The 24,434-nt window shown below is 72.4% G+C and carries 22 protein-coding genes; 17 read left to right on the top strand and 5 right to left on the bottom strand.

The window, feature by feature from the left end; all coding sequences use genetic code 11:
- Window positions 1-88 precede the first annotated feature (88 nt).
- Entirely contained in the window at window positions 89-1,021 is a 933-nt protein-coding gene (locus CRYAR_RS14200; RefSeq protein WP_035851201.1) for a PfkB family carbohydrate kinase, read from the top strand.
- Here the strand turns inward: CRYAR_RS14200 and CRYAR_RS14195 are convergent.
- The gene (locus CRYAR_RS14195; RefSeq protein WP_157017650.1) at window positions 1,006-1,278 is read right to left on the bottom strand and encodes a hypothetical protein; all 273 of its coding nucleotides are present in this window, start codon (window positions 1,276-1,278) and stop codon (window positions 1,006-1,008) included. The two genes, CRYAR_RS14200 and CRYAR_RS14195, sit on opposite strands and share 16 nt — an antisense overlap.
- 255 nt (window positions 1,279-1,533) lie before the next feature.
- Between CRYAR_RS14195 and CRYAR_RS14190 the strand changes: the two genes are divergently transcribed.
- Genes CRYAR_RS14190 through CRYAR_RS14180 form a run of 3 tightly spaced genes read left to right on the top strand, consistent with a single transcriptional unit; the run spans window position 1,534 to window position 5,508 of the window.
- A complete protein-coding gene (locus tag CRYAR_RS14190) occupies window positions 1,534-3,012 on the top strand; it encodes an MFS transporter (protein WP_211247444.1) in 1,479 nt (492 codons plus the stop codon).
- Window positions 3,013-3,038: 26 nt separating this feature from the next.
- Window positions 3,039-4,178 (top strand): fructose-specific PTS transporter subunit EIIC, encoded by a 1,140-nt coding sequence (locus CRYAR_RS14185; protein ID WP_051570183.1) that lies wholly within the window; start codon window positions 3,039-3,041, stop codon window positions 4,176-4,178.
- A 22-nt stretch (window positions 4,179-4,200) separates the two neighbouring features.
- A complete protein-coding gene (locus CRYAR_RS14180; RefSeq protein WP_035851197.1) occupies window positions 4,201-5,508 on the top strand; it encodes an MFS transporter in 1,308 nt (435 codons plus the stop codon).
- A 1-nt stretch (window position 5,509) separates the two neighbouring features.
- On the opposite strand, the gene CRYAR_RS14175 is transcribed toward CRYAR_RS14180, so the two are convergent.
- Window positions 5,510-7,303 (bottom strand): ABC transporter ATP-binding protein, encoded by a 1,794-nt coding sequence (locus CRYAR_RS14175; RefSeq protein WP_035851195.1) that lies wholly within the window; start codon window positions 7,301-7,303, stop codon window positions 5,510-5,512.
- 81 nt (window positions 7,304-7,384) lie between these two features.
- On the opposite strand from CRYAR_RS14175, the gene CRYAR_RS50150 reads away from it, so the two are divergent.
- The 4 genes from CRYAR_RS50150 to CRYAR_RS14155 all read left to right on the top strand — a co-directional run bounded on the left by CRYAR_RS50150 (window position 7,385) and on the right by CRYAR_RS14155 (window position 11,465).
- Complete coding sequence (locus CRYAR_RS50150; RefSeq protein ID WP_281174579.1) at window positions 7,385-7,801, top strand: MarR family winged helix-turn-helix transcriptional regulator; 417 nt, start codon at window positions 7,385-7,387, stop codon at window positions 7,799-7,801.
- Window positions 7,798-9,243 (top strand): amidohydrolase, encoded by a 1,446-nt coding sequence (locus tag CRYAR_RS14165; protein ID WP_035851193.1) that lies wholly within the window; start codon window positions 7,798-7,800, stop codon window positions 9,241-9,243. Before CRYAR_RS50150 ends, CRYAR_RS14165 begins: the two co-directional genes overlap by 4 nt.
- A 91-nt stretch (window positions 9,244-9,334) precedes the next feature.
- Window positions 9,335-11,050, top strand: coding sequence for an aa3-type cytochrome oxidase subunit I (gene ctaD, locus CRYAR_RS14160; protein ID WP_051570181.1), 1,716 nt, complete (start codon window positions 9,335-9,337; stop codon window positions 11,048-11,050).
- Window positions 11,051-11,105: 55 nt separating this feature from the next.
- A complete protein-coding gene (locus CRYAR_RS14155) occupies window positions 11,106-11,465 on the top strand; it encodes a DoxX family protein (RefSeq protein WP_035851191.1) in 360 nt (119 codons plus the stop codon).
- On the opposite strand, the gene CRYAR_RS14150 is transcribed toward CRYAR_RS14155, so the two are convergent.
- Window positions 11,433-13,073: an AMP-binding protein gene (locus CRYAR_RS14150; protein ID WP_035851189.1), complete on the bottom strand. Its 1,641-nt coding sequence runs from the start codon at window positions 13,071-13,073 to the stop codon at window positions 11,433-11,435. The two genes, CRYAR_RS14155 and CRYAR_RS14150, sit on opposite strands and share 33 nt — an antisense overlap.
- Before the next feature lie 400 nt (window positions 13,074-13,473).
- Here CRYAR_RS14150 and CRYAR_RS14145 point away from each other — a divergent pair, with 400 nt between their 5' ends.
- On the top strand, window positions 13,474-14,136 hold the full coding sequence (locus CRYAR_RS14145; protein WP_051570179.1) for a TetR/AcrR family transcriptional regulator: 663 nt from the start codon (window positions 13,474-13,476) through the stop codon (window positions 14,134-14,136).
- Window positions 14,137-14,277: 141 nt separating this feature from the next.
- Window positions 14,278-15,138: a DMT family protein gene (locus CRYAR_RS14140; RefSeq protein ID WP_035851186.1), complete on the top strand. Its 861-nt coding sequence runs from the start codon at window positions 14,278-14,280 to the stop codon at window positions 15,136-15,138.
- A gap of 250 nt (window positions 15,139-15,388) precedes the next feature.
- Here the strand turns inward: CRYAR_RS14140 and CRYAR_RS14135 are convergent, their stop codons facing one another.
- On the bottom strand, window positions 15,389-15,841 hold the full coding sequence (locus CRYAR_RS14135; RefSeq protein WP_035851185.1) for a MarR family winged helix-turn-helix transcriptional regulator: 453 nt from the start codon (window positions 15,839-15,841) through the stop codon (window positions 15,389-15,391).
- Between the two features lie 73 nt (window positions 15,842-15,914).
- Here CRYAR_RS14135 and CRYAR_RS47000 point away from each other — a divergent pair, with 73 nt between their 5' ends.
- Entirely contained in the window at window positions 15,915-16,073 is a 159-nt protein-coding gene (locus tag CRYAR_RS47000) for a hypothetical protein (protein WP_157017648.1), read from the top strand.
- Window positions 16,074-16,160: 87 nt separating this feature from the next.
- On the opposite strand, the gene CRYAR_RS14130 is transcribed toward CRYAR_RS47000, so the two are convergent.
- Entirely contained in the window at window positions 16,161-17,522 is a 1,362-nt protein-coding gene (locus tag CRYAR_RS14130; protein WP_051570177.1) for an MFS transporter, read from the bottom strand.
- Window positions 17,523-17,611: 89 nt separating this feature from the next.
- Here CRYAR_RS14130 and CRYAR_RS14125 point away from each other — a divergent pair, with 89 nt between their 5' ends.
- The 6 genes from CRYAR_RS14125 to CRYAR_RS14100 all read left to right on the top strand — a co-directional run bounded on the left by CRYAR_RS14125 (window position 17,612) and on the right by CRYAR_RS14100 (window position 24,425).
- Window positions 17,612-18,136, top strand: coding sequence for a winged helix-turn-helix transcriptional regulator (locus CRYAR_RS14125; RefSeq protein WP_035851183.1), 525 nt, complete (start codon window positions 17,612-17,614; stop codon window positions 18,134-18,136).
- Between the two features lie 60 nt (window positions 18,137-18,196).
- A complete protein-coding gene (locus CRYAR_RS14120; RefSeq protein WP_035851181.1) occupies window positions 18,197-19,702 on the top strand; it encodes a carboxyl transferase domain-containing protein in 1,506 nt (501 codons plus the stop codon).
- A 2-nt stretch (window positions 19,703-19,704) separates the two neighbouring features.
- Window positions 19,705-21,723 (top strand): ATP-binding protein, encoded by a 2,019-nt coding sequence (locus CRYAR_RS14115; RefSeq protein ID WP_035851179.1) that lies wholly within the window; start codon window positions 19,705-19,707, stop codon window positions 21,721-21,723.
- The gene (locus tag CRYAR_RS14110) at window positions 21,720-22,517 is read left to right on the top strand and encodes an HpcH/HpaI aldolase/citrate lyase family protein (RefSeq protein WP_035851176.1); all 798 of its coding nucleotides are present in this window, start codon (window positions 21,720-21,722) and stop codon (window positions 22,515-22,517) included. Before CRYAR_RS14115 ends, CRYAR_RS14110 begins: the two co-directional genes overlap by 4 nt.
- 75 nt (window positions 22,518-22,592) lie before the next feature.
- The gene (locus CRYAR_RS14105; RefSeq protein ID WP_035851174.1) at window positions 22,593-23,618 is read left to right on the top strand and encodes a GGDEF domain-containing protein; all 1,026 of its coding nucleotides are present in this window, start codon (window positions 22,593-22,595) and stop codon (window positions 23,616-23,618) included.
- A 78-nt stretch (window positions 23,619-23,696) separates the two neighbouring features.
- On the top strand, window positions 23,697-24,425 hold the full coding sequence (locus CRYAR_RS14100; RefSeq protein WP_035851172.1) for an SDR family oxidoreductase: 729 nt from the start codon (window positions 23,697-23,699) through the stop codon (window positions 24,423-24,425).
- Window positions 24,426-24,434: the final 9 nt, after the last annotated feature.

Below are 24,434 nucleotides of genomic sequence, written 5' to 3'. Positions count from 1 at the left end.
TAACCGCAGTCGGGGGCCTTGGGAATCCCATCGGATCCGAATGAGCCGATCTGAGCGTTGCCGCGCGCCGATCAGTACGGTTGGGCCGGTGGAGCCGACCGTGTACTCGCTGGAGAGCGCTCTGGTCGACGTCGCCATCGACGTTCCCGCGCTGCCCGAGCGGGGAGGCGACGTCGTCGCCACCGGAACCCGGATCCACGCGGGTGGTGGCTTCAACCTCGCGTCGGCCGTGGCGCGGCAGGGTGTCCGCTGCGTGTACGCCGCGCCGGTCGGCGCCGGTCGGTACGGCGAGGTGATCCGGGCCGCGCTGAGCGCCGAGGGCGTCACCGCGACCGCGTTGCCGCGCACCCACGGCGACTCCGGTTTCGCGGTGGCGCTGGTGGAGCCGGACGGTGAGCGGACGTTCGTCACGAGCGCGGGGGTCGAGTCGGCGCTGACCGTCGAGGACCTGGCGAAGATCGAGCCCGCGCCCGGCGACGCGGTCGTGGCGTCGGGCTACGACCTGGCGTATCCCGACACCGGGCCGGTGCTGGCCGGGTGGCTGCCGACGTTACCGGCCGGGGTGCTGGTGGCGCTGGATCCGGGGCCACTCGTGCTCGAGGTGCCGGCCGAGCGGTGGGCGCGGGTGGTGGGCCGGGTGGACCTGCTGACCGTGAACCAGCGGGAGGCCCGGTTGTTGAGCGGGTCCTCGGCGTCGGGGGTGTCGTTGCTGGAGGCGGTGCGTGGACTGCGTGACGCACCGGGCGCGCTGGTCGTGGTGCGTGAGGGCGCGGACGGGTGTGTCGCGACCGGGGGTGCGCTCGGGTCGCGGGTGGTGTCGGTACCGGCTCCGAAGGTTCCGGCGGTCGACACGACCGGCGCCGGCGACATCCACACCGGCGTCCTGCTGGCGCGGCTGGTGTCGGGTTCCCCGGTCGACGAGGCGCTGGCCGACGCCGTGCGCGCGGCGGCCATCGCGGTGCGGAAGCCCGGGTCGGCGACCGGCCCGACCCGGGCGGAGATGGATCACCCGGACGGATAGCGCCGCACGATCCAGTCGGCGACGTCCGGCGCGGCCACGACCTCCTCGGATTCGTGGACGAGATGGAAGCTCCCCGCACCCGGCTCCGCTTCGGTGCGCACGTCGCACACGGTCACGTCCAGCCGGGCGGTGTAGTGCTGCATCACGAGCACGTCGTGGCGAGGTGGCCCGGCCAGGACGGCTCCTTCGATCCGCTTCGTGACGATGTTCGTCGGCGAACTGATCCCGATGATCATCGGCTTCGTTGCCTGCCTCATACCGGTCCCATCGGCCACCGGCAGCGGGTGATTCAGTACACAGCGCAGGAATTTGACTGCGTGCTGTGATCGCCGCATTCTTGATCGAGTCAGAAGCCGTTCCGGAGAGGCCCCGGCGCGCTCGTCGCAGAGCCCGGAACCCCGGCCCACGATCTCCGGTTCCGGCCACCCGAATCAGGACGCCGACGTCCGACCGATTCGCGCCCGAACGGCGCGGTCCGCTCGAATCGCCTGCTCCTCGAAGGGTCTTCCATCGTGACTGCTGCTCTACCGGCGGCCTGCTCGCGCGTGCCCGAACGCGACCGAACCCCCTCCCCGCGACGGCACTACGCCGCCGTCGCCACCCTCTTCGCCCTGGACGGCGCGATCTTCGGCACCTGGGCCGCACGCGTGCCCGACGTCGCCGACCGGGTCGGCGCCACCCACACCGCCCTGGGCACCGCACTGTTTGGCGTCTCGCTCGGGGCGCTCGTGAGCATGCGCCTGACCGGAGCGTGGTGCGCGCGCTTCGGCGCCGGCCGCGTGGCCGCGGTCGCCGGCGTGCTGGTCGCGCTCGCGCTGATCCCACCCGGCTTCTGTACCGGCCTCGGCGCCCTCTGCGTGGCCCTCACCGCGTTCGGCGCGGCCACCGGAGCCGCCAACGTCGCCGCGAACAGCCTCGGCGTGAGCCTGGGACAGCACCGGCGACGCCCGGTGATGTCGGCCTTGCACGCGCTGTTCAGCTTCGGAGGCCTGGCCGGCGCCCTCCTGGGCGGCCTGGCCTCGGCCATGCTGCCCGTCCCCGTGCACTTCACCGCGGTCGCCACCGTCGGCGCGCTCCTGGCCACCGCGCTGCGCCCGGCGCTCCGCTCACCGGACTCCAACCCGACGCCCGACGTCACCCCGGCCGCGGCACCCGAGGGCACGCCGCGGGCGGCCCCCGCCGGCACGGGGCCCGCCCCGGTGGGTGCGGGGCCGGGCGGATCCGGTGGGCGCGGGGTGCTGGTGCTGCTGGTGCTGCTGGGAGCGATCGCGGGGAGCACCGCGTTCGCCGAGGGGGCGTTGTCGGACTGGGGTGCGCTGCACCTGCGCGAGACCCTGCACGCAACACCGGGCGTGGCCGCCGCGGGGTACGCCGCGTTCTGCCTCGCCATGGGGTGCGGCCGGCTCGCCGGAGCCCGCTGGGTGATCCGGTTCGGCGACACCCGCGTCCTGGTCGCCGGCGCGCTCGCCGCCGCGATCGGCGCGACCGCCGCCGCCTACGGCACGGACCAGTTCGTCGCCCTCGGGGGTTTCGTCCTGGTCGGGCTGGGTCTGGCGAACGTGTTCCCGCTCGTGATCGGACGGGCCGGCCTGGTCGGGGGACCGCGCGGCGTCGGGCTCGCGTCGACGGTCGGGTACAGCGGGCTGCTCGGTGGCCCGCCCGTCGTCGGGTTCCTCGCCGCGCACGCCGGCCTGCCGGCCGCCCTCTCCACGATCACCGCGCTGGCGCTGGTCGCGGCCGCGCTCGCCGTCGTCGTGGCGGTCGAGCTCCCGGACGCCACGACGGTCGCCGCCGCGCTCCGCTCCCGGGCCCGGGTCTACGCGGCCCTCACCGCCGACCGCCTCGGCGCGAGCGTGGGCGACCTCTCCCTCCTCCTCGACGCCTCCGACCACGCCGTCACCACCGACCACACCCGTTCCCGACCCGCGACCGCGCCCCCGCCCGCGGGGACCATCCGGGGCTACCCCGGGCTGGAGTTCCTCGTTCCATGACCCTTCGCACCGCTCGGAGCGAAACCATGACCACACCGCACCTACCGTTCCGCCGCGCGCTGCTCGTCGGCGTCAGCTACGCGATTCCGTTCGTCGCGGCCGGGGGCATCCTGCAGGCGCTGGGGCTGCTGCTCGCCGGTGGCAGCGTGACCGGGGAGCCGTTCAGCCCGCTGCAACGCACCGGGACCCTGGTCTTCTCCGTGGGCGCGCTCGCGTTCGGCCTGCTCGCGCCGGTGCTCGCGGCCGCGGTGGCGTATGCGCTGGCCGGCCGTCCGGGGCTGGTTCCCGGCCTCACGACGGGGGTGGCGGCCGCGGCGGTCGGCGCCGGATTTCTCGGTGCGCTCGTCGGGGGTGTGCTCGCCGGTGTGCTCGCGGCGCTCATCAGCCGGATCCGGCGGCCCGAGTGGACGCACGGCCCGGTGCTGATCGTCGCGCTGCCGGTCGTCGCGACGCTCGTCACCGGAGGGTTGATGCTCGGGGTGATCGGGCCACCGCTCGCCGCGGTGACCCGGGCGCTGACCGGATGGCTCGGCAGCCTCGACGGCTCCTCGACGGTCCTGGTCGGTGCGGTCCTCGGGACGATGACCGCGATCGATCTCGGCGGGCCGGTCAACAAGGTCGCCTACGCGTTCGCCGCCTCCGGCCTCACCACCCTGGCCACCCCGCTGGTTCCGGACGTCACGGCCCGGACCGACACCACCGCGACGCCGCCCCACTCCGGCGCCGCCATGGCCGCGGTCATGGCGGCGGGGATGTGCGCACCCCTCGCCCTGGCGCTCGCCACCCGCCTCGCCCCGAACCTCTTCACCGACCACGAACGGGCCCACGCCCCCACCGCGGCCGCTCTCGGGGCGCTCTTCGTCACCGAGGGCGCGATCCCCTACGCGGTCGCCGACCCCGCCCGGGTCGTACCGGCCGCCGTGCTCGGGTCCGCCACCGCGGGGGCCGTGGCGGCCGGCGCCCACGCCACCGTCGGCGCGCCCCACGGCGGGGTGCTCGCGCTGTTCAGCGTCGGGCACGTTGTCGTTTTCCTCACCGCGATCGTCCTGGGCACCGCGCTGAGCTGCGCCGCGGTGATCGGCGCGAAAAGTGTGACGCGGGCCAAACGCACCGCGGGAACGACCGGGGGGCGCACGGAGCTGATCGATTCAGAGAGCGCATCGTGAGTAAGACCCACACTCCGCATCCATGAAGGGACGTTCTGTGTCGAATCAGGCTCGAGGTGCCTGGATCGTCTGGCTGGTCGGCCTCTCCATCTATTTCGTCGCCGTCTTCCATCGCTCCTCCCTCGCCGTGGCCGGCCTCCTCGCCACCGAACGTTTCGACATCACCGCGGCCCAGCTGGCCACGTTCACGATGCTGCAGCTGCTGGTGTACGCGGCGATGCAGATCCCGGTGGGGCTGCTCGTCGACCGGTTCGGGTCGCGGGCGGTGCTGCTCACCGGGGCGACCGTCCTCACCGTCGCCCAGGCCGGGTTCGCGCTCGCCGGCTCCTACCAGGCCGCACTGCTCGCCCGCACGTTCGTCGGCATCGGCGACGCGATGACGTTCATCGCGGTGCTGCGCCTGGTCAACGTGTGGTTCGCGCCCCAGCGCGTGCCGCTGGTCACGCAGCTCACCGGGGTGACCGGGCAGCTCGGCGCGATCGTCGCGGCGGTTCCGATGACCTGGGCGCTGAGCAACCTCGGCTGGACCTGGGCGTACGGGATCGCCGCGTCGCTGGGGCTGGCGACCGCGATCGCCGGGCTGCTGTTCCTGCACGACGAGCCGGGCACCCGGACGCTCCGCGGCCCGGCGCTGTCGCTCGGCGCGATCCGCACCAGCCTCGCTACCTCCTGGCAGCAGCCGGGCACGCGGCTGGGCTTCTGGGTGCACTTCACGACGCAGTTCAGCCCGACGATGTTCGCGCTGCTCTGGGGCTTCCCGTTCCTGGTGAAGGGCGAGGGCCTCTCGCCGAACGTCGCGTCGCTGCTGATCACGCTCATGGTGTTGTCGCTGATCGCGGCCGGGCCGGTGATGGGATGGCTCACCGCGCACCACCCGTGGCAGCGATCGACGATCGCGCTCGGGGTGGTCGGGGCGATCGTCGCCGCCTGGACGCTGGTGCTCGCGTGGCCGGGACGGGCGCCGCTGCCGGTGCTCGTGCTGCTCGTCGTCGTGATCGGGCTCGGCGGCCCGGGCTCGATGATCGGGTTCGACCTGGGCCGGACGTCGAATCCGGTCGAGCGGCTGGCCAGCGCGACCGGGATCATCAACCAGGCCGGGTTCGTCGCGACCCTCACCATGGTCGTCGCGGTCGGCGCGATCCTCGACCAGCGCAGCGGCGGCGGGAGCGCCGGCTACACCCCGGACGCGTTCCGCTGGGCCATGTCGTTCCAGTACGTGCTCTGGGCGCTGGGCGCGGTGCAGATCCTGCGCTACCGCGTCAAGGGCCGCGCCCACGCCCTGCGCCTGGACCCCCTCGCCCGCACCAGGACGGCGTTCCAACCCGGCTGAGTCAGGCCGCGAGCGCCAGCGTGGCGTAGCGGCCCGAGCGGGCCAGCAGCGCGTCGTGCGTGCCGACCTCCACGATCCGTCCGTGGTCGAGCACGGCGATCTGGTCGGCGTCGCGCACGGTCGAGAGCCGGTGGGCGATGGTGACCGTCGTGCGGCCGGCCGAGAGCGCGTCGAACGCCTTCTGCACGGCCCGCTCGGTGGTGTTGTCGAGCGCGCTCGTCGCCTCGTCGAGCACCAGCACCCGCGGGTCACGCAGCAGCGTCCGCGCGATCGCGATCCGCTGCTTCTCCCCGCCGGAGAACCGGTAGCCCCGCGACCCGACCGTCGTGTCGTACCCGTCGGGCAGGCCCACGATCAGATCGTGGATCTGCGCGGCCCGGGCCGCGTTCTCGATCTCGGCGTCGGTCGCGTCCGGCTTGGCGTAGCGCAGGTTCTCGCGCACGCTCGTGTGCAGCAGGTACGTCTCCTGCGACACCACGCCGACGATCGACGACAGGTCGGCCAGCCGCAGGTCGCGCAGGTCGACACCGTCGAGCGTCACGCGCCCGCCGGTCGGGTCGTGGAGCCGGGCGATCAGCGCGGCCATCGTGCTCTTGCCCGAGCCGGTGGCGCCGACGAGCGCCAGCGTGGTCCCGGCCGGGACGTCCAGCGACACACCGGCCACCGCGGCCACGTCGTTGCCGGGGTAGGTGAACGTCACGTCCTCGAAGCGGAGGTGCCCCTCGGCCGACGGCAGGTCCCGGGGCGCGACCGGGTCGGCGACCTCGACCGGCAGGTCCAGGTACTCGAAGATGCGGGCGAACAGCGCCAGCGACGCCGCCACCGACACCCCGGTGTTCAGCAACCCGGTCAGCGGGCGGAACAGCGTCCCCTGCAGGCTCGTGAAAGCGACCAACGTACCGATGCTCAGCGTGCCGGTGGTGCCGGGCAGGCCGGCGCTCAGGTAGATCACCGCGGGGATGGCCGCGAAGATGATCGACATCGTCGCCATCCGCCAGCGGCCGGCCAGCTCGGAGCGCAGCTCCAGGTCGATCAGGCGCGACGAGGACGCGGTGAACCGGTCGACGAGTACGCCCCCGGTGCCCATCGTCTTCGCGAGCTGGGCGCCGCTGACCGACAGGCCTTCCTCGATCGTGACGTTCAGGTCGGCGAGCTCGCGCTGGCGCTGGGCGGTGATCGCCTGGCGCATCCGCGCGACCCGCCGGGTCAGGTAGATCGCCGGCGGCAGCACGACGAGCGAGACGAGCGAGAGCCGCCAGGACAGCGCGACCATCGCGACCATCGTGGCGATCACGGTCGTGAGGTTCGAGGCGATCGACGTCGCGGTGGACGTGACGACGGTCTGCATGCCGCCGATGTCGTTGGTGATCCGCGACTGCACCTCGCCGGTGCGCGTGCGGGTGAAGAAGCCGATCGACTGGCGCTGCAGGTGGGTGAAGACCTCGGTGCGCAGCCGGTGCATGACCTGCTGGCCGACGGTCGTGGAGATCCAGGTCTGGACGACGCCGAACGCGGACGTCACGGCGGCGACGGCGACCATGCCGATCACGAGCCAGACCAGGAGCCGGAGGTTCTGGGTGGGCAGCGCGACGTCGATGACCTCGCGGAGCAGGAACGGGGACGCCAGCGACACGACCGACGACGCGACGATGATCGCGGTCACGACCGTGAGTTGCCAGCGATGGGTGCGGAACAAGCGGGCGATGCGGCGCAGCGACACGGTGCGCGCCTGGGCCTTCTCGGCCTCGGACAGTTTCTGCGGGCCTCGGCGGCCCGGTGCGGTGGCGGTAGCCAAGTGCGTCTCCTCGATGTTCGACTAATGCTGAGGTTACCTCAACATGAGGGAACAACAAGACCCCCTGGTACGGTATTCCGCGTGATCGAGCACGACTCCGAGAGCCTGTCCGAGACGTTCTGGGCGGTGGCCCGCCGGTTGCGTCACCTCACCAAGGAGACGCTCGAACCGTGGGAGATCACCCCCGGGCAGTTCCGGGCGCTCGGCGTGCTCGTGCGGCACGGCGAGATGCGGCTCTCCGCCCTCTCCGAGCACCTGCGGATCGCGCCCCGGTCCACCACCGAGGTCGTCGACGGGCTCGAGGAGCGCGGCCTGGTCGAGCGGAGCGCCGATCCGAGCGACCGCAGGGCGACGCTCGTCGCGACCACCGAGGAGGGCCGCTCGGTCGGCGCCGCGATCATGCGGGCGCGCCGCACCGAGGGCGACAAGATGTTCGGCGTGCTCTCCGCCGACGACCAGGCCGAACTGGCACGCATCCTCGGGCTGCTGCGCAAATGAGCCTGCTGCTGCGCGACGTCCGCCTCGTCCCGGTCACCGGCGCGGCGGACGCCGGCGTGACCGACGTCCGCCTGGAGGACGGGACGGTGACCGCGCTCGGGGAGCCCGCGGACCGGGTGATCGACGCCGGCGGCCGCTGGCTGATGCCGGGCCTGTGGGACCAGCACGTGCACTTCCGGCAGTGGGCGCAGGCGCGGCTGCGCCTGGACCTGAGCGGCACCACCGGCCCGGCCGAGGCGGTCGCGCGCGTACGCGCGCACCTGGAGAGCCGGCCCGCCGTCGTGGTCGGGGCCGGATTCCGGCCCGCCACCTGGTCCGAGCAACCGCGAACCGCTCATCTCGACGCGCTGAGCAGCACCGTCCCGATCGTGCTGATCAGCGGGGACGTCCACTGCGGGTGGCTCAACTCGGCGGCGCAGCGGTGGCTCGGCGTGCCCGCGCGGGCCGGGGTGATCGACGAGAACGACTGGTTCACGCTGGTGCCCCACCTGGAGGACCGGCTGGCCGCCGACCTCGACCAGGCCTACCGGCTGGCCCAGTCCGACGCCGCCGCCCGGGGCGTGGTGGGCATCGGGGACATGGAGTTCGAGCCGGGGTTCCGGGCCTGGCCGGCACGCTTCGCGGCGGGCATCGACGGGCTGCGGGTACGCACCGCGACCTACGCCGACGGGCTCGAGGACGTGATCGCGGCCGGGCTGCGCACCGGGTCCGTGCTGGACGCGTCCGGGCTGCTCACGATGGGGCCGCTGAAGATCATCTCCGACGGCTCGCTCAACTCCCGCACCGCGCGCTGCTGCGAGCCGTACGGGGACGGCCGCCACGGCACCCAGAACTACCCGCTCGACGAGCTGGTGCGGTTGCTCGGCCGGGCCTCCGGCGCCGGTCTGGAGATCGCCCTGCACGCGATCGGCGACGCCGCGCTCACCACCGCCGTGGACGCGTTCGAGGCGACCGGCGCGCGGGGCGGGATCGAGCACGTGCAGCTCGCGCGGTTCGCCGACTTCGGCCGGATGGCGCGCCTCGGGCTACGGGCGAGCATCCAGCCGGCGCACCTGCTCGACGACCGCGACGTGGCCGCGGAGATCTGGCCGGACCGCACCGAGCGGTGCTACGCGTTCTCCTCGATGCTGGCCGCCGGGGTGCCGCTGGCGCTGGGCAGCGACGCTCCGGTGTCCCCGCTGGACCCGTGGCTCGCGATGGCCGCGGCCGTGCACCGCTCGGCCGACGAGCGGGACCCCTGGAACCCGGCCGAGTCGCTGACCGCGGCCCAGGCCCTGGCGGCCAGTGTGGACGGCCGGCCGACCGTCGCCCCCGGCTCCCCCGCCGACCTGGCGCTCCTGGACGCGAACCCGCTGGAACCCGGCGCCGACGCGGCGGGGCTGCGCGACATGAGGGTCGCGGCGACGTTCGTGGCCGGGCGGGTCACACACCTGGACCTTTAATTCACGCGATTGTGGAGCAGGGCCGGACCGGATCTGGTGAGCTGATTCCTGCGGAAAGTGCGTGGCTGAGCCAACCACAGGAGCGTCGACGATGACCACCGAGGCGGAGCGCACCACACCGGAACAACTGGCTCCGGAGCCGATCGTCGTGCGGCCCTGGCCGGTACGCGAATCGGTCCGGGGTAGCGCGCTGGGCCGGATCATCCGCACCACCGACGCGAAACAGATCGGCATTCTCTATCTGGTCACGTCGTTCTTCTATTTCGCCGCGGCCGGCATCATGGCACTGCTCATGCGGGCCGAGCTCGCCCGCCCCGGGCTGCAGTTCCTCTCCAACGAGCAGTACAACCAGCTGTTCACGATGCACGGCTCGATCATGCTGCTGCTCTTCGGGACACCGCTGGGCTTCGCGTTCGCCAACTTCCTGGTGCCGCTGCAGATCGGCGCGCCCGACGTGTCGTTCCCGCGGTTGAACGCGTTCGCCTACTGGGCGTTCGCGCTCGGCGGCCTGATGGTGCTGGCGGGATTCCTCACCCCGGGCGGCGCCGCGGACTTCGGCTGGTTCGCCTACGCCCCGCTCAACGACGTGACGAACTCCCCCGGCGCCGGTACCGACCTGTGGATCATGGGCTTCGTCCTGTCGGGGCTCGGCACCATCCTGGGTGCCGTGAACATCGTGACGACGATCCTGACCATGCGCGCCCCGGGCATGACGATGTTCCGGATGCCGATCTTCACCTGGAACATGCTGGTCACCAGCCTGCTGGTGCTGATGGTCTTCCCGATCCTGGCGGCGGCGTTCCTGGCGCTGATGGCCGACCGGCACCTGGGTGGCCACGTCTACGACGCGTCCACCGGCGGCCCGATCCTCTGGCAGCACCTGTTCTGGTTCTTCGGCCATCCCGAGGTCTACATCCTCGCGTTGCCGTTCTTCGGCATCATCACCGAGGTCATTCCGGCGTTCAGCCGGAAACCGCTGTTCGGCTACAAGGGAATGGTGGCCGCGACGCTCGGCATCGCGGCCCTGTCGATGACCGTGTGGGCCCACCACATGTTCGTCACCGGTGCGGTGTTGCTGCCGTTCTTCAGCTTCCTGTCGTATTTGATCGCGGTGCCCACCGGGATCAAGTTCTTCAACTGGATCGGCACGATGTGGCGGGGCCAGCTGACGTTCGAGACGCCGATGTTGTTCTCGATCGGCTTCCTCGTCACGTTCCTGTTCGGCGGCCTCACCGGTGTTCTCCTGGCCAGTCCCCCGGTCGATTTCCACGTTTCCGATACGTACTTCGTCGTCGCGCATTTCCACTACGTGCTGTTCGGCACGATCGTGTTCGCCGCGTTCGCCGGGATCTACTTCTGGTTCCCGAAGATGACCGGCCGGATGCTCGACGAGCGCCTCGGCAAGCTGCACTTCTGGCTGACGTTCATCGGATTCCACACCACGTTCCTGGTGCAGCACTGGCTCGGTAACGAGGGCATGCCCCGCCGGTACGCCGACTACCTGGCCAGCGACGGCTGGACGACGCTGAACACGATCTCGACGATCGGCGCGTTCGTCCTCGGCATCTCGACGCTGCCGATCCTGTGGAACATCTGGAAGTCGTACAAGCTCGGCCGGGTGGTGAACGTCGACGACCCGTGGGGCTTCGGCGGTTCGCTGGAGTGGGCGACGTCGTGCCCGCCGCCGCGGCACAACTTCACCCAGCTGCCGCGTATCCGCTCCGAGCGCCCCGCGTTCGACGCCGCCTATCCCCACCTCGCGCCCTGGGCCCAGAAGGAGGCCGAGCAGCCCAGCGTCCACGCCTGAGTCACGTTCGGGGTGGCCGGCTCGTCCATCGAGGACACACCTCGAGGGAGAGCCCATGTCCGTCGCCTACGTCACGGTGACCGTTCTCACCGCGCTCATCAACGGCACCGCCGCGATCACGTACCTGATCGGCCACGACTACCCGAAAGCCATGGTGACGATGAAGCGGCTCCCGCTGGGGTGGATGCCGCTCCTCGGTTCGCTGCTGGCGGCGGGCGCCGTCGGGCTCCTCGTCGGGTTCGCGGTGCCGTGGATCGGCACGCTGGCCGCCGCCGGCCTCGTGCTGTATTTCGCCGGCGCCCTGGTCGCCCACCTCCGGGTCGGGTCGCGAAAGCTCACCGGCTGGGCGGTGTTCACCGCCCTGGCCGTGGCGAGCCTCGTGTTACGCGTTCCGGGCGGCGGCCTCGGCTTCTAGGCCCAGTTCGGTCACGGCGGTCTCGCGCATCTCCACCTTGCGGATCTTGCCGGTCACGGTCATCGGGAAGCTCTCGACGATCTTCACGTACCGCGGGATCTTGAAGTGCGCGAGCTTGCCCGTGCAGTACGCCCGCAGCGACTCGGCCGTGAGCGGCTCGGCGTCCGGGCGCAGGCGCACCCAGGCCATCAGCTCCTCGCCGAACCGGGCGTCCGGCACGCCGATCACCTGCGCGTCGACGACGTCGGGATGGGTGTAGAGGAACTCCTCGACCTCCCGCGGGTACACGTTCTCGCCGCCCCGGATCACCATGTCCTTGATCCGCCCGACGATGTTCACGTAGCCCTCGTCGTCCATCGTCGCCAGGTCGCCGGTGTGCATCCAGCCCGCGGGATCCAGCACCTCGGCGGTCTTCGTCGGCTCGTTCCAGTACCCGCGCATCACCGAGTACCCGCGCGTGCAGAACTCGCCGGTCTCGCCCCGGGCAACGGTGCGCCCGGTGGCCGGGTCGACGACCTTGATCTCGAGGTGCGGATGCACGCGCCCCACCGTCGACGTGCGGCGGTCGAGGCTGTCGTCGGCTCCGGTCTGGGTGGAGACCGGCGACGTCTCGGTCATGCCGTAACAGATCGTGACCTCGGTCATGCCCATCTCCGACACGACCCGCTTCATCACCTCGACCGGACACGGCGAACCGGCCATGATGCCGGTCCGCAGGCTGGAGAGGTCGTAGGTGGCGAAGTCGGGCAGCCCGAGCTCGGCGATGAACATCGTCGGCACCCCGTAGAGCGACGTGCAGCGCTCGTCCTGGACCGCTTTCAACGTCGCGGCGGGGTCGAAGCCGGGCGCCGGGATCACCATCGTGGCGCCGTGCGACGTCGCTCCGAGGTTGCCCATGCCCATGCCGAAGCAGTGGTAGTAGGGCACCGGGATGCAGACCCGGTCGGCCTCGGTGTACCCGCAGCCCTCCCCCACGAAGAACCCGTTGTTGAGCAGGTTGTGGTGGGTGAGCGTGGCGCCCTTCGGGAAGCCGGTGGTGCCCGACGTGTACTGGATGTTGATCGGGTCGTCGGGGTCGAGGTCGTCGGGGAGCGTGCTCGGATCACCGGCGCGCCCGGCGGCGAGCAGCGCGTCCCAGGCCGGGTCGCCGAGGAAGATCGTCGTCGTCAGGTCCGGGCAGTCGTCGCCGACCTCGCCGACCATCGCGCGGTAGTCGCTGGTCTTGAATTCCGGCGCCGCGACGAGGACGGAAATTCCCGCTTGTTTGAGTACGAACGCGAGTTCGTGGGTGCGGTAGGCGGGGTTGATGTTCACCAGGATCGCCCCGAGCTTCGCGGTGCCGTACTGCACGAACACCCACTCCGCGCAGTTGGGCGCCCAGATGCCCACCCGGTCGCCTTTCCGGACGCCGAGCGCGGCCAATCCGAGCGCGCACGCGTCGACCTCGGCCAGCAGCTGCGGGTAGCTGAACCGACGCCCGGTGGCACACTCCACCAACGCTTCGTGATCGCCGACACGCGCGGCGGTGCGGTCGAGGTTCGCGCCGATCGTGTCGCCGAGCAGCGCGACCGCGGACGTGCCGCTGGAGTAGGACGGTAATTTCGGCATCGATACCTCCCGGTGACCTGCGACACAGCTTCGAGGGGAACTCTGTCACCGGGAACGCCGCGCCGCACGTCGATACCAGCAAAACGGGAATTGCAGTTCGGGGGCGCCTTTACCGTGCGTGAATTCTGCCGATCAACGGCTCGAAAAGCCGCCGCTTTCACGTCGGCTATCCGTCAATTGATCGACTTCAGGAATGCACCTGAATCGGGTAAGGTTTTCGGCGCTCGCGTGCCACTCCCGCCACCCGTTAAATCAGTGGCCTACGCCGGGCACCCAGCCATACCGTCAGCCGTTGTCCCTGGTAACGGCGGCCATCACCGTGGCTGCCCCGACGAAGTGAAGGTAAGATCTCCACATGGAGACTGTGCCTCCGGTTGTTGTCCACCCACTACTTCCCGCAGTGCCTCGCACGCCCGGGCCCCTCACGCCCGCGCCCCTCGCCTCCGGAACGCTGGTCCGCCGCACGCAGCGCGACGCCGACCGTGACCGCGCCCGCATCATGGAGACGGCCCGCGAGGTGTTCGCCGTCTACGGGCTCGACGTCACCCTCGAGGACATCGCCAGCTTCGGCGGTCTGAGCGTCCGCACCGTGCGCCGCGCGTTCCCCACCCGCGACGAGCTGATCGAGGTGCTGTTCGAGCAGGCGCTCGGCGACCTCGCGACCGCGGCCGAGAAGGCGACCGAACACCCCGACGCACTGCTGGGCTTCCTGGGCTTTCTCAGCGAGTCGGCGCAGATGCAGGAGCGCAACTCCGGGCTCCGGATGTTGCTGCGCGGCGAATCCACCGGCACGCAGGCCGCCGAGACCGCGCGCACCCGCCTCCTGCCCGGCCTGACGCGCCTGGTCGAGCGGGCGCGGGAATCGGGCGTCGTCCCGGCCGAGATGCAGCCCACCGATCTGCCCGCGCTGCAGTTCGTGCTGAGCAACATGAGCGAGTACGCCGAGAACGTCGAGCCCGAGCTGTGGCAGCGCTACCTGGCCATTCTGCTCGACGGTATGCAGCTTCCGAACGCCGACTGCGGGCCCGGCGCGCTGCCGGGCGGTCGACTCGCGCTGGAATGATCCTCCGCCCCCGGAATGACCGCTGTACTGCTCTCGTAGTACAGCGAGATACGACTCACGGATCACGCCGGGAGTGGGGTCGCCCCCGTAACGTTTTGTCGGTCAGCGACGACTGAATCACTGACGACGACGGGGAGTCCGGTGAGCACTGTGGTGATCGGCATCGCGCTGGCACTGCTGTCGTCCGTCGCCTACGCGTCGGCCGCCGTCGTCCAGGAGCGGCTCGCGGAGCTGCCGGTCAGCGGGCTGGCGAAGAATCCCCGCTGGTGGATCGCCACCGGCCTGAACGGCGTCGCGGCGGTGCTGCACCTGGCCGCGCTGCGCGCCGGTCCGCTCTCGCTGATCCAGGCGCTCGGCGTGCTGACGCTGCCGATGGCCGTGCCGATGGCGGCGGCCACCTGGCGCCGCCGGGTGTCGGTGCTGGAGTGGAAAGGCATCGTGTTCACGCTGGCCGGGCTGGTGGGCCTGGTGCTGCTGATCGGCTCGGCCGGCACCGGCGGCGAGCTCACGCTGACGCAGCTCGTCGCGCTGCTGGTGGTGGCGGCCGCGGTGCTGATCGGGCTCGAAGGGCTGAGCCGCACACCGCGGGCGTCGCTACTGTGGAGCGCGGCGGCCGCCGGGGTGGCGTTCGGGACGTCGTCGGCGGTGAGCCAGACGATCACCGTGCGCCTCGCCGACGCCGGGTTATCCGCCGTCCTGACCCCGCTGGTGCTGATCGCGGGAGCCGCGGTGGCCGTGCTGACGGTCGCCGGGCTGCTGCTCACCCAGCGGTCCTATCGCGACGGGCTCGGCGCGCCGCTGGCGGTGAGCACGATCGCGAACCCGATCGCGGCCGCGGCGATCGGCATCCTGCTGCTCGGCGACCACTTCACCGGTGGATATCCGGGCTCCGCGCTCGCCCTGGTCTGCGCCACCGGCGCCGCGATCGGCGTCACGCTGCTGGCCTCGGCCCCCCACGACGGCCGCTCCCGCGTCCCGGTGAGCGCCACCCGCCCCGACTAGACGCCGACCCGGCTAGAAGTCGACCCGGGCTGAGGTCGGCCCGGCCAGACGACGGCCCCGCTAGACGACGGCCCCGCCAGACGTGGGCCGAGCCAGACGACGGCCGAGCCCTGCGACGGCCGAGCCATGCGACGGCCGAGCCATGCGACGACCCGACAGCCGACGGGCCCGGGTAGGCGACGGGCGGGGTAGGCGACGGGCCGGGGTAGGCGACGGGCCGGGGTAGGCGACGGGCCGGCGCCGACTACAGCTAGGCGTCGGATTGTGCGGTGCGGGCGGCGGCGATCACGCGGGTCAGCGAGGCGTGGAGTTGCTCGAGCTCGGTGAGGTCCATGCCGAGCTCCGCCACGATCGCGGGCGGGATGAGCTCGGCCCTGGCCCGCAGGGCCGCGCCGGAGCCGGTGAGCGTCACCGCGAGCATCCGCTCGTCGCGCTGGTCGCGCTCGCGGCGCACGTATCCGGCGCTCTCCAGCCGCTTGAGCAGCGGCGACAGCGTGCCGGGGTCGAGCTGCAACACGTCGCTGAGCTCACGCACCGAGCGCGGCGCCCGCTCCCAGAGCGCGAGCATCACCAGGTATTGGGGGTGCGTCAGCCCCATCGGTTCCAGCAGCGGCCGGTAGATCGCGTTGACGGTGCGCGACGCCACGACGAGCGCGAAGCACACCTGACGGTCCAGCGCGAGCGGATCCGAGGCGACGGTCATGCCCCGACCTTAGCCCGCAGATTCTTCTCACACCAATCATTGGTGCACCAACGATTGGCGTACAGTGGCAGCCATGACCGAGAAGAAGAAGCGGCGCCGGGGCGAGTGGCTGTTCCAGATCTTCGGCCCGCCGACCGTCAACGGCGCGCTCCAGGGCCACAGCGCCGAGGCGCGCGAGGCCTGGAAGCGCCGGGTCGAACAGGAACGCGCCGCCCGCCGCCGCAAAGCCTGACCGGCACAGCCCCAGCCCGACCGGCACAGCCCCAGCCCGACCGGCACAGCCCCACCCGGCACAGCCCCACCGGCCCAGCCCCACCGGTTACGCCGGCACGAGAACCCGGGTGCGCACGGTCAGGGGCGTCAGGGCCAGCGCGGCCACGGCGCAGAGCACCACGCCCACCACCAGCGCCTCGGCCGGGCGGGCCGGTGCCAGCGACGCGGTGACCGCGACGCCGAGCGCCGAACCGACATAGCGGGCGGTGTTGTTCGCCCCCGAGCCCATCGCGCTGCGGTCGGGCGGCACCGTGCCCACCGCCAGCCGGGGCAGCGTCGCGTTGATCAGCCCGGCGCCGATCCCGGCGACCGCCATCCCGGGCAGCATCCAGCCCCAGGCGTGCCCGACGGTCAGCAGCGCCAGCACGCTGCCTGCGGCCGAGAGCACGAACCCCGCGCCCAACTCGAGCCCGCCGTGTTCGGTGGCGCGCATCCGCCGCGCGGCCAGCCCCACCAGGAAGATCGTGAACGCCCAGACGAACGCCAGCACCGCGGTGTGCGCGGACGTCCACCCGCTCCCCCGCTGCAGCGCGGTCGGCAGGAACGTCATCGGTCCGATCACCGCCACGCCGGTCGCCAGCGCGCCCAGCGTCGCCAGCAGGAACGGCGGACGCCGGAACAGGGTCAGGTCGATCATCGGCTGACCGGCCCGCGTCTCGCGCAGCGCGAACAACCCGAAGAGCACGAGCGCGAGGACGATCGGCAGGACGGTCGCCGCCCTTAGCCAGCCGGTGCGCCCGTTCGTGACTCCCACCAGCAACGCCGCCAGCGCCGCGCCCAGCAGGACGACGCCGAGCCAGTCGATCGGCCGGGGCCGCTCCGCCCGGGACTCGCGCAGCACCGGCCGCGAAGCCACCGCCAGCACGAGCCCGACCGCGGCGGCGCCCCAGTAGAACGTCCGCCAGCCGCCGACGTGGCCACCGGCCACCGCGAGCAGCGGGCCGATCGCGATGCCCAGCCCGATCATCGACCCCCAGGTGGCGGCCGCCCGGATCCGGTGCGGCCCGGGCGGGAACGCGTCGGCCACCAGGCCCGGCCCGGCGGTGAGGATGGCCGCGCCGGCGACACCCTGGACGACCCGCGCCCCGACGAACACCCAGGCCGTCGGCGCCAGCGCGCTCGCCACCATCGCGAGCGAGAGCCCGGCCACGCCACCCACGAACACCCGGCGCCGCCCGTAGTCGTCGGCGACGCTCCCCGCCGAGAGCAGGAGCACGGCGAGCCCGAACGTGATGCCGTTGAGCACCCAGACCTGGGCCGTCGCGGTCGCGTGCAGCTCCGCGGCCAGCGTCGGGAGCACCACCGCCGGTGCGGTGTAGTCAGCGAGCGTGAGCAGGGTCGCGGCGCTCACCACCGCGAGAACCAGTTGTTCCCGGCGCCCGATCGGCGCTTCCGCTGTCGTCGTCACGACGGCGACAGTACCCGAGTCGGTTCAATCAATGAACCGTTATCGAGCAGTAAAGTTCAATGAACGAACCTAGAAGGTAGGATGACGGGGTGGGACTCGGTAAGGACTACTCCGGCCAGAACTGCACGTTCGCCCGCACGCTGGAAATCCTCGGCGAACGCTGGACGCTGCTCGTGATCCGCGACGCGTTCTACGGCGTCCGCCGCTTCGGGGACTTCCTCGCGCACCTCGACGCACCCCGCGCCGTGCTGTCCGACCGGCTCGACACGCTCGTCACCGCGGGCGTGCTGGCCCGCCGGCGCTACCAGGACTCACCGCCGCGCGACGAGTACGTGCTCACCGACGCCGGCGTCGAACTCTGGCCGGTGCTGTTCCAGCTGACCGCCTGGGGAACCCGGCACCTGGATTCGCCCCAGTCGTTGCGTGTCTTCCGTCACGTCGGCTGCGGGGGTCAGCTCTCCGGATTCACCACCTGCGAGGCGTGCGGTCAGGTCGTCGGCCCGGCCGACGTCCAGGTCGAACCCGGGCCCGACACCCGGTCCCTGCGTACCGACCGGGTCAGCCTGGCCCTGCGCGAGCCACACCGAATCCTCCAGCCGCTTCAACTCGGGTGAGAAACCCGCTACGGTCTAATTCAGTTAGTCGCGATTAACTGAGTTCCAGCGAGGCGGTCCATGACGGCAGCACATCAGGAACTGGTCGCCGAGCTGCACGAGAAGCTCGCCACCACCGCGCGGGGCGGTTCCGAGGGGGCACGCACGCGTCACGTCGAGCGCGGCAAGCTGCTCCCCCGCGACCGGGTCGACACCCTGCTCGACCCGGGCAGCCCGTTCCTCGAGCTCTCCCCGCTGGCCGCGAACGGCCTCTACGGCGACGAGTCACCCGGCGCCGGGCTGATCACCGGGGTCGGACGGGTGTCGGGTCGCGAGTGCGTCGTGGTCGCCAACGACGCCACGGTCAAGGGCGGCACGTACTACCCGATGACCGTGAAGAAGCATCTCCGGGCCCAGGAGATCGCGCTCGACAACCACCTGCCGTGCGTCTACCTCGTCGACTCCGGCGGCGCGTTCCTCCCCCGGCAGGACGAGGTGTTCCCCGACCGCGAGCACTTCGGCCGGATCTTCTACAACCAGGCGACGCTCTCGGCCCGGGGCATCCCGCAGATCGCCGCGGTGCTCGGCTCCTGCACCGCCGGCGGCGCCTACGTGCCCGCGATGGCCGACGAGACCGTGATCGTGCGTGAGCAGGGCACGATCTTCCTCGGCGGGCCGCCGCTGGTGAAGGCCGCGACCGGTGAGGTGGTCAGCGCCGAGGACCTGGGCGGCGGCGAGCTGCACGCCAAGACGTCCGGCGTCGTCGACCACCTGGCCGACGACGACACCGACGCGCTGCGCATCGTCCGGAACATCGTCGGCACGCTGGCGCCTCCGGCGGCGGCCCCCTGGGAACGCCGGCCGGCCGGGAAGGCCGCCGACCAGCGCGCCCTCTACGACATCGTGCCCACCGACCCACGCATCCCCTACGACGTGCACGCGGTGATCGGGACGCTCGTCGACGGCGGCGAGTTCTCCGAGTTCAAGGCCCGCTACGGCCCCACGCTCGTCACCGGATTCGCGCACCTGCACGGGCACCCCGTCGGGATCGTCGCGAACAACGGCGTGCTGTTCGCGGAGTCCGCGCTCAAGGGCGCGCACTTCATCGAGCTCTGCGACCAGCGCGGCATCCCGCTGCTGTTCCTGCAGAACATCACCGGGTTCATGGTGGGGCGCGAGTACGAGGCCGGCGGTATCGCCAAGCACGGCGCGAAGATGGTCACGGCGGTGGCGTGCGCACGGGTGCCGAAGCTCACGGTGGTGATCGGCGGTTCGTTCGGCGCCGGCAACTACGCGATGTGCGGGCGGGCCTACTCGCCCCGGTTCCTGTTCCTCTGGCCCAACGCCCGGATCTCGGTGATGGGCGGCGAGCAGGCCGCCCAGGTGCTCGGCACCGTCGGCACCGTCGACCCGGACGAGATCCGCGCCCAGTACGAGACCCAGGGCAACCCGTACTACGCCACGGCCCGCCTGTGGGACGACGGCGTGATCGACCCGGCACGCACCCGGGACGTCCTCGGCCTCGCGCTGGGCGTCTGCTCCCGGGCGCCGCTGGCCCCCGTTTCCTACGGCATCTTCCGGATGTGAGCATGTTCCGCACCGTGTTGGTGGCCAACCGCGGCGAGATCGCCGTCCGGGTGATCCGTACGTTGCGCCGGCTCGGCGTCCGTTCGGTGGCCGTGCACACCGATGTCGACGCCGAGGCGCGGCACGTCGCCGAGGCGGACACCGCGGTGGCCCTCGGCCCGGCCCGCGCCTACCTGGACATCGCCGCGATCGTGGCGGCGGCCCAGCGGACCGGCGCCGAGGCCGTCCACCCCGGCTACGGGTTCCTGGCCGAGAACGCCGAGTTCGCGGCGGCGCTCGCCGACGCCGGAATCGTGTTCCTCGGCCCGCCGCCGAAGGCGATCGAGGTGATGGGCGACAAGATCGCGGCGAAGAACGCGGTCGCGCAGTTCGGCGTGCCGGTAGTGCCGGGCATCGCGCGGCCCGGGCTCACCGACGACGAGCTGATCGCCGCGGCGCCGGGCATCGGGTTCCCGGTGCTGGTCAAGCCCTCGGCCGGCGGCGGCGGGAAGGGCATGCACCGCGTCGACGACGCCGCCGGGCTACCGGGCGCGCTCGTCACCGCCCGTCGCGAGGCCCGGGCCGGCTTCGGCGACGACACCCTGTTCCTGGAGCGGTTCGTGTCCCGGCCGCGCCACATCGAGGTGCAGGTGCTCGCCGACCAGCACGGGCACGTCGTCCACCTGGGTGAGCGCGAGTGCAGCCTGCAGCGCCGCCACCAGAAGGTGATCGAGGAAGCGCCCTCGCCGCTGCTGGACGCCGCCACCAGGGCGACGATCGGTGCCGCCGCGGTGGCCACCGCACGCAGCGTCGACTACGTCGGCGTCGGCACGGTGGAGTTCCTGGTCTCCGACGAGCGTCCGGACGAGTTCTTCTTCATGGAGATGAACACCCGCCTGCAGGTCGAACACCCGGTGACCGAGGAGGTCACCGGGCTGGACCTGGTGGAGCTGCAGCTCCGGGTCGGCGCCGGGGAGCAGCTGCCGTTCACCCAGGACGACGTCGTGCTCACCGGGCACTCGATCGAGGCCCGGGTCTACGCCGAGGACCCCGGGCTCGGGTTCCTGCCGACCGGTGGCCGCGTCCTCGACCTGGCCGAACCGGACGGCGACGGGATAAGGGTCGACTCCGGGTTGAGACTCTCGACCACCGTGAGCAGCGACTACGACCCGATGCTGGCGAAGATCATCGCGTCCGGGCCGGATCGCAGCACCGCGCTCCAGCGGCTCGACACGGCGCTCGCGGCCACCGCCGTGCTCGGCGTCACCACGAACGTCGAATTCCTGCGTTTCCTGCTGGCCGACCCCGACGTCGCGGCCGGGCGCCTCGACACCGCCCTGCTCGACCGGCGGCTGCCGGAATTCACCCCGGCCGCCCCGGACGACGGGACGGTCGTGGCCGCGGCCGCCTCCCGGTGGCTCGCGGCGTGGGCGGCGGCGAGCGACGATCCGTGGACGCAGCCGTCGGGATGGCGGCTCGGGGCACCGGCCGCCACCGTCACGCGGTGGCGGGTGGGTGACCGCACGGTCGAGGTCCGGCTGACCGGGACGCCGGACGGCGGCTCGGTGGTGGTGGACGGCGGTGCTCCGCGGGCCGTGGTGGCGTGGTCCGACCGGACGACGCTGGTACTGGGCCTCGACGGGGAGCGCCGGCGCTACCGGGTCGCCGCCGACGGTGACACCACCTGGATCGCGGCGGCCGGGGGCGTCACGGCCGCACTCCGGCTCCTGGGCCCCCGCCCGGCCCGGCCCGACGCGGCCGCCGAGGCCACAGCCGAACTCGCCAGCCCGATGCCGGGCGCGATCATCGCCGTGCACGCCGCCGACGGCGACCCGGTCACGGCCGGCGCCCCGGTCGTCGTCGTCGAGGCGATGAAGATGGAACACGTGCTCACCGCGCCGGCCGACGGCACGCTGCGCCTGGCCGTGGCGCTGGGCGACCGGGTGAGCGTCGGCCAGGTGCTGGCCCGGGTCGAGGCCGAGGGCGACGCCGGGGGTGACGCCGGGGCCGGCGTCGGAACGAAAGCGAGCGACCCGACGTGAGCACGTGGACTCCGGCCGGGCCGGCCTGGTTGTTCTGCCCGGCCGACCGGCCGGACCGCTACGCCAAGGCCGCGGCCGCCGCCGACGTGGTGATCCTCGACCTGGAGGACGCCGTCGCGCCGGCCGACAAGGACGCGGCCCGGCGGGCGCTCGCCGCGACGCCGCTCGACCCCGGGCGCACGGTCGTGCGCGTCAACGCCGGTGACCCCACCGACGATCTCCGGGCGCTGCGCGACACCCCCTACCGGCGGGTGATGCTCCCGAAGGCCGAGTCGGCGGCCCAGGTCTCCGCGCTGCGCCCGTTCGAGGTCGTCGCGCTGGTGGAGTCGCCCCACGGTGCCCTGGCGGTGGCCGACCTCGCCGCCGCGGAGAACACGATCGGCCTCATGTGGGGCCCGGAGGACCTCACCGCGGCGCTGGGCGGGAGCTCGGCCCGGTACGCCGACGGGCGGTTCCGGCACGTGCACCAGCAGGTCCGCTCCACCACCCTGCTGGCCGCGAAGGCGCACGGGCGGCTCGCGCTCGACACCGTCCACCTCGACATCGCCGACCTCGACGGCCAGCGCGCGGAGGCCGAGGACGCGGTGGCGATCGGCTTCGACGGCACGGTCGCGATCCACCCGAGCCAGGTGCCGGTGATCCGCGCGGCGTACACGCCGCCGCCCGGTGAGGTCGAGTGGGCCCGGCGCGTGCTCGAGGCCGCCCGCGGCGAACGCGGGGTGTTCCGCTTCGAGGGCCGGATGGTCGACTCGCCGGTGCTGCGCCACGCCGAGACCCTGCTGCGGCGAGCGTGAACGCACAAAACCTCAGTTCCGGGCGCTAGCCGCCGATCCTGCGGCGAAACGTTCCGGACGCCTGCGGGGGCAACGATGCGCGTTCAGCGACCTGGCCGAGCACTGCGCGACCAGGCTCTCGAGCGGGAGCGCGCGGTCGCGGAGGGCGCGGCGAGGCTCGCGGCGAGCGGTGATCGCGACGTCGTGCAGAGCACCGCGGTCGAGACGGCGGCGGCGATCGCCGGCAGCGCCGGCGCCAAGGGCGTCCGGGTGATGCTCGGCATCGGCCACGACCTGCGCCACGAGATCGTGGCCACGGCCGGGGAACGGACCGCCAGCGCGATCGGCCGGGTCGTGGACTTCGACGAGCTGCCCGAGCACCTGGTCGCCGCGCTCCGCCGGGGTGAAGCGATCTACCTGGAACGGCCGGAGTCCGACCTCGCGCCGCGCCGGGGCGGCGTCCTGGTCATCCGGTTGCGGGCCGGCGGGCGTGACGTCGGCGTGCTGTCGGTGTCGGCGAACGCGCCGCTCACCCCGGCGGTGCGCGCGGCCCTGTGCTCCTGGACCAGCCAGGTCGCGGCGAGCCTGGCCGGGCTCGCGCTCACCGAGGAGCTGCTGCACCGGGCCTACCACGACCCGCTCACCGGGCTGGCCAACCGCGAGCTGCTGCGCCAGCGGCTCGAGGCCGCCCTGCACGGCGGTCCGGCCGAGGGTTTCACCGCGTTCCTGCTGCTCGACCTCGACCGGTTCGACCAGATCACCGAAGCGCTCGGGGCCCGGGCCGGTGACGACGTCCTGTGCGCGGTGGCCGACCGGCTGCGCGGCATGGTCGGCCCCGGGGACCTCGCGGTGCGCCTCGACGTCGCCGAGTTCGGTCTGGTGCTCGGTGGGGTCCGGGACGCCGACGCGGCCACCGCGGTCGCGGAGCGTCTGATCAGCGCGCTGCGGGCGCCGATCACCGCGGACGGGCACCCGGTGACGATCGGCGGGTCGATCGGCGTGGCCCTGCGCGCTCCGGGCACCGGCGCCTCGATCGACGAGATCGTCGGGGACGCCGACGCCGCGATGAACCGTGCCCGCGAGGCCGCCGGCCCCGTCCGCCGCCTCTCGGTCGCCTCGTAGCGCGGCCCCGGGGAAAGCCGCCCCGGGCCGGGCCGGAGCGTCGTAGGGTCGCCGCCACACCGACGCGAAGGAGCGGGTATGGCGGCGCTGGACTTCACCGGACGGACCGTGCTGGTCACCGGCGGCACGAAGGGCATCGGGCGGGTCGTCGCCGAGACGTTCGCCCGGGCCGGCGCCGCGGTCGTGGTCTGCGCGCGCAACGAGCCGGACGAGCCGGCGCCAGGCCTGTTCGTGAAGACCGACGTCCGTGACCCGGCCTCGGTCGACGCCCTGGTGGACGCCGCGGTGGACCGCTTCGGGCGGCTGGACGTGCTGATCAACAACGCCGGCGGCTCGCCCGAGGCGGACGCGGCCACGGTGTCGCCCCGTTTCGTCGAGAAGGTCGTGGCGCTCAACCTGCTGGCGCCGTTCTACGTCTCCCAGGCGGCGTACCGGGTGATGCGGACCCAGGAGACCGGCGGCTCGATCGTCAACATCGGCAGCGTGTCGGCCACGGATCCGCAGCCGGGCACGGCGGCGTACTCGGCGGCGAAGGCCGGCCTGCTCACGCTCACCAAGGCGCTGGCGCTGGAGTGGGGCCCGGACGTGCGGGTCAACCACATCACGGCCGGGCTCATCCGCACCGAGGCCGCCCGCTACACCGAGCAGACCGCGAGCCTGATCCCGGCCGGTCGCCTCGCCGAACCCGCCGACATCGCCAACGCCTGCCTGTTCCTGGGCGGCGAGCTGGCCTCCTACGTCAACGGTGCCGACCTCGCCGTCCACGGAGGCGGCGAAGTTCCGGCGCGCTATGTCGTGAACCCCTAGACAAGCGTA

It is taken from the genome of Cryptosporangium arvum DSM 44712, assembly GCF_000585375.1.
In the GTDB taxonomy this organism is placed as follows: domain Bacteria; phylum Actinomycetota; class Actinomycetes; order Mycobacteriales; family Cryptosporangiaceae; genus Cryptosporangium; species Cryptosporangium arvum.
This window is presented reverse-complemented; position numbering and strand designations above follow the sequence as displayed.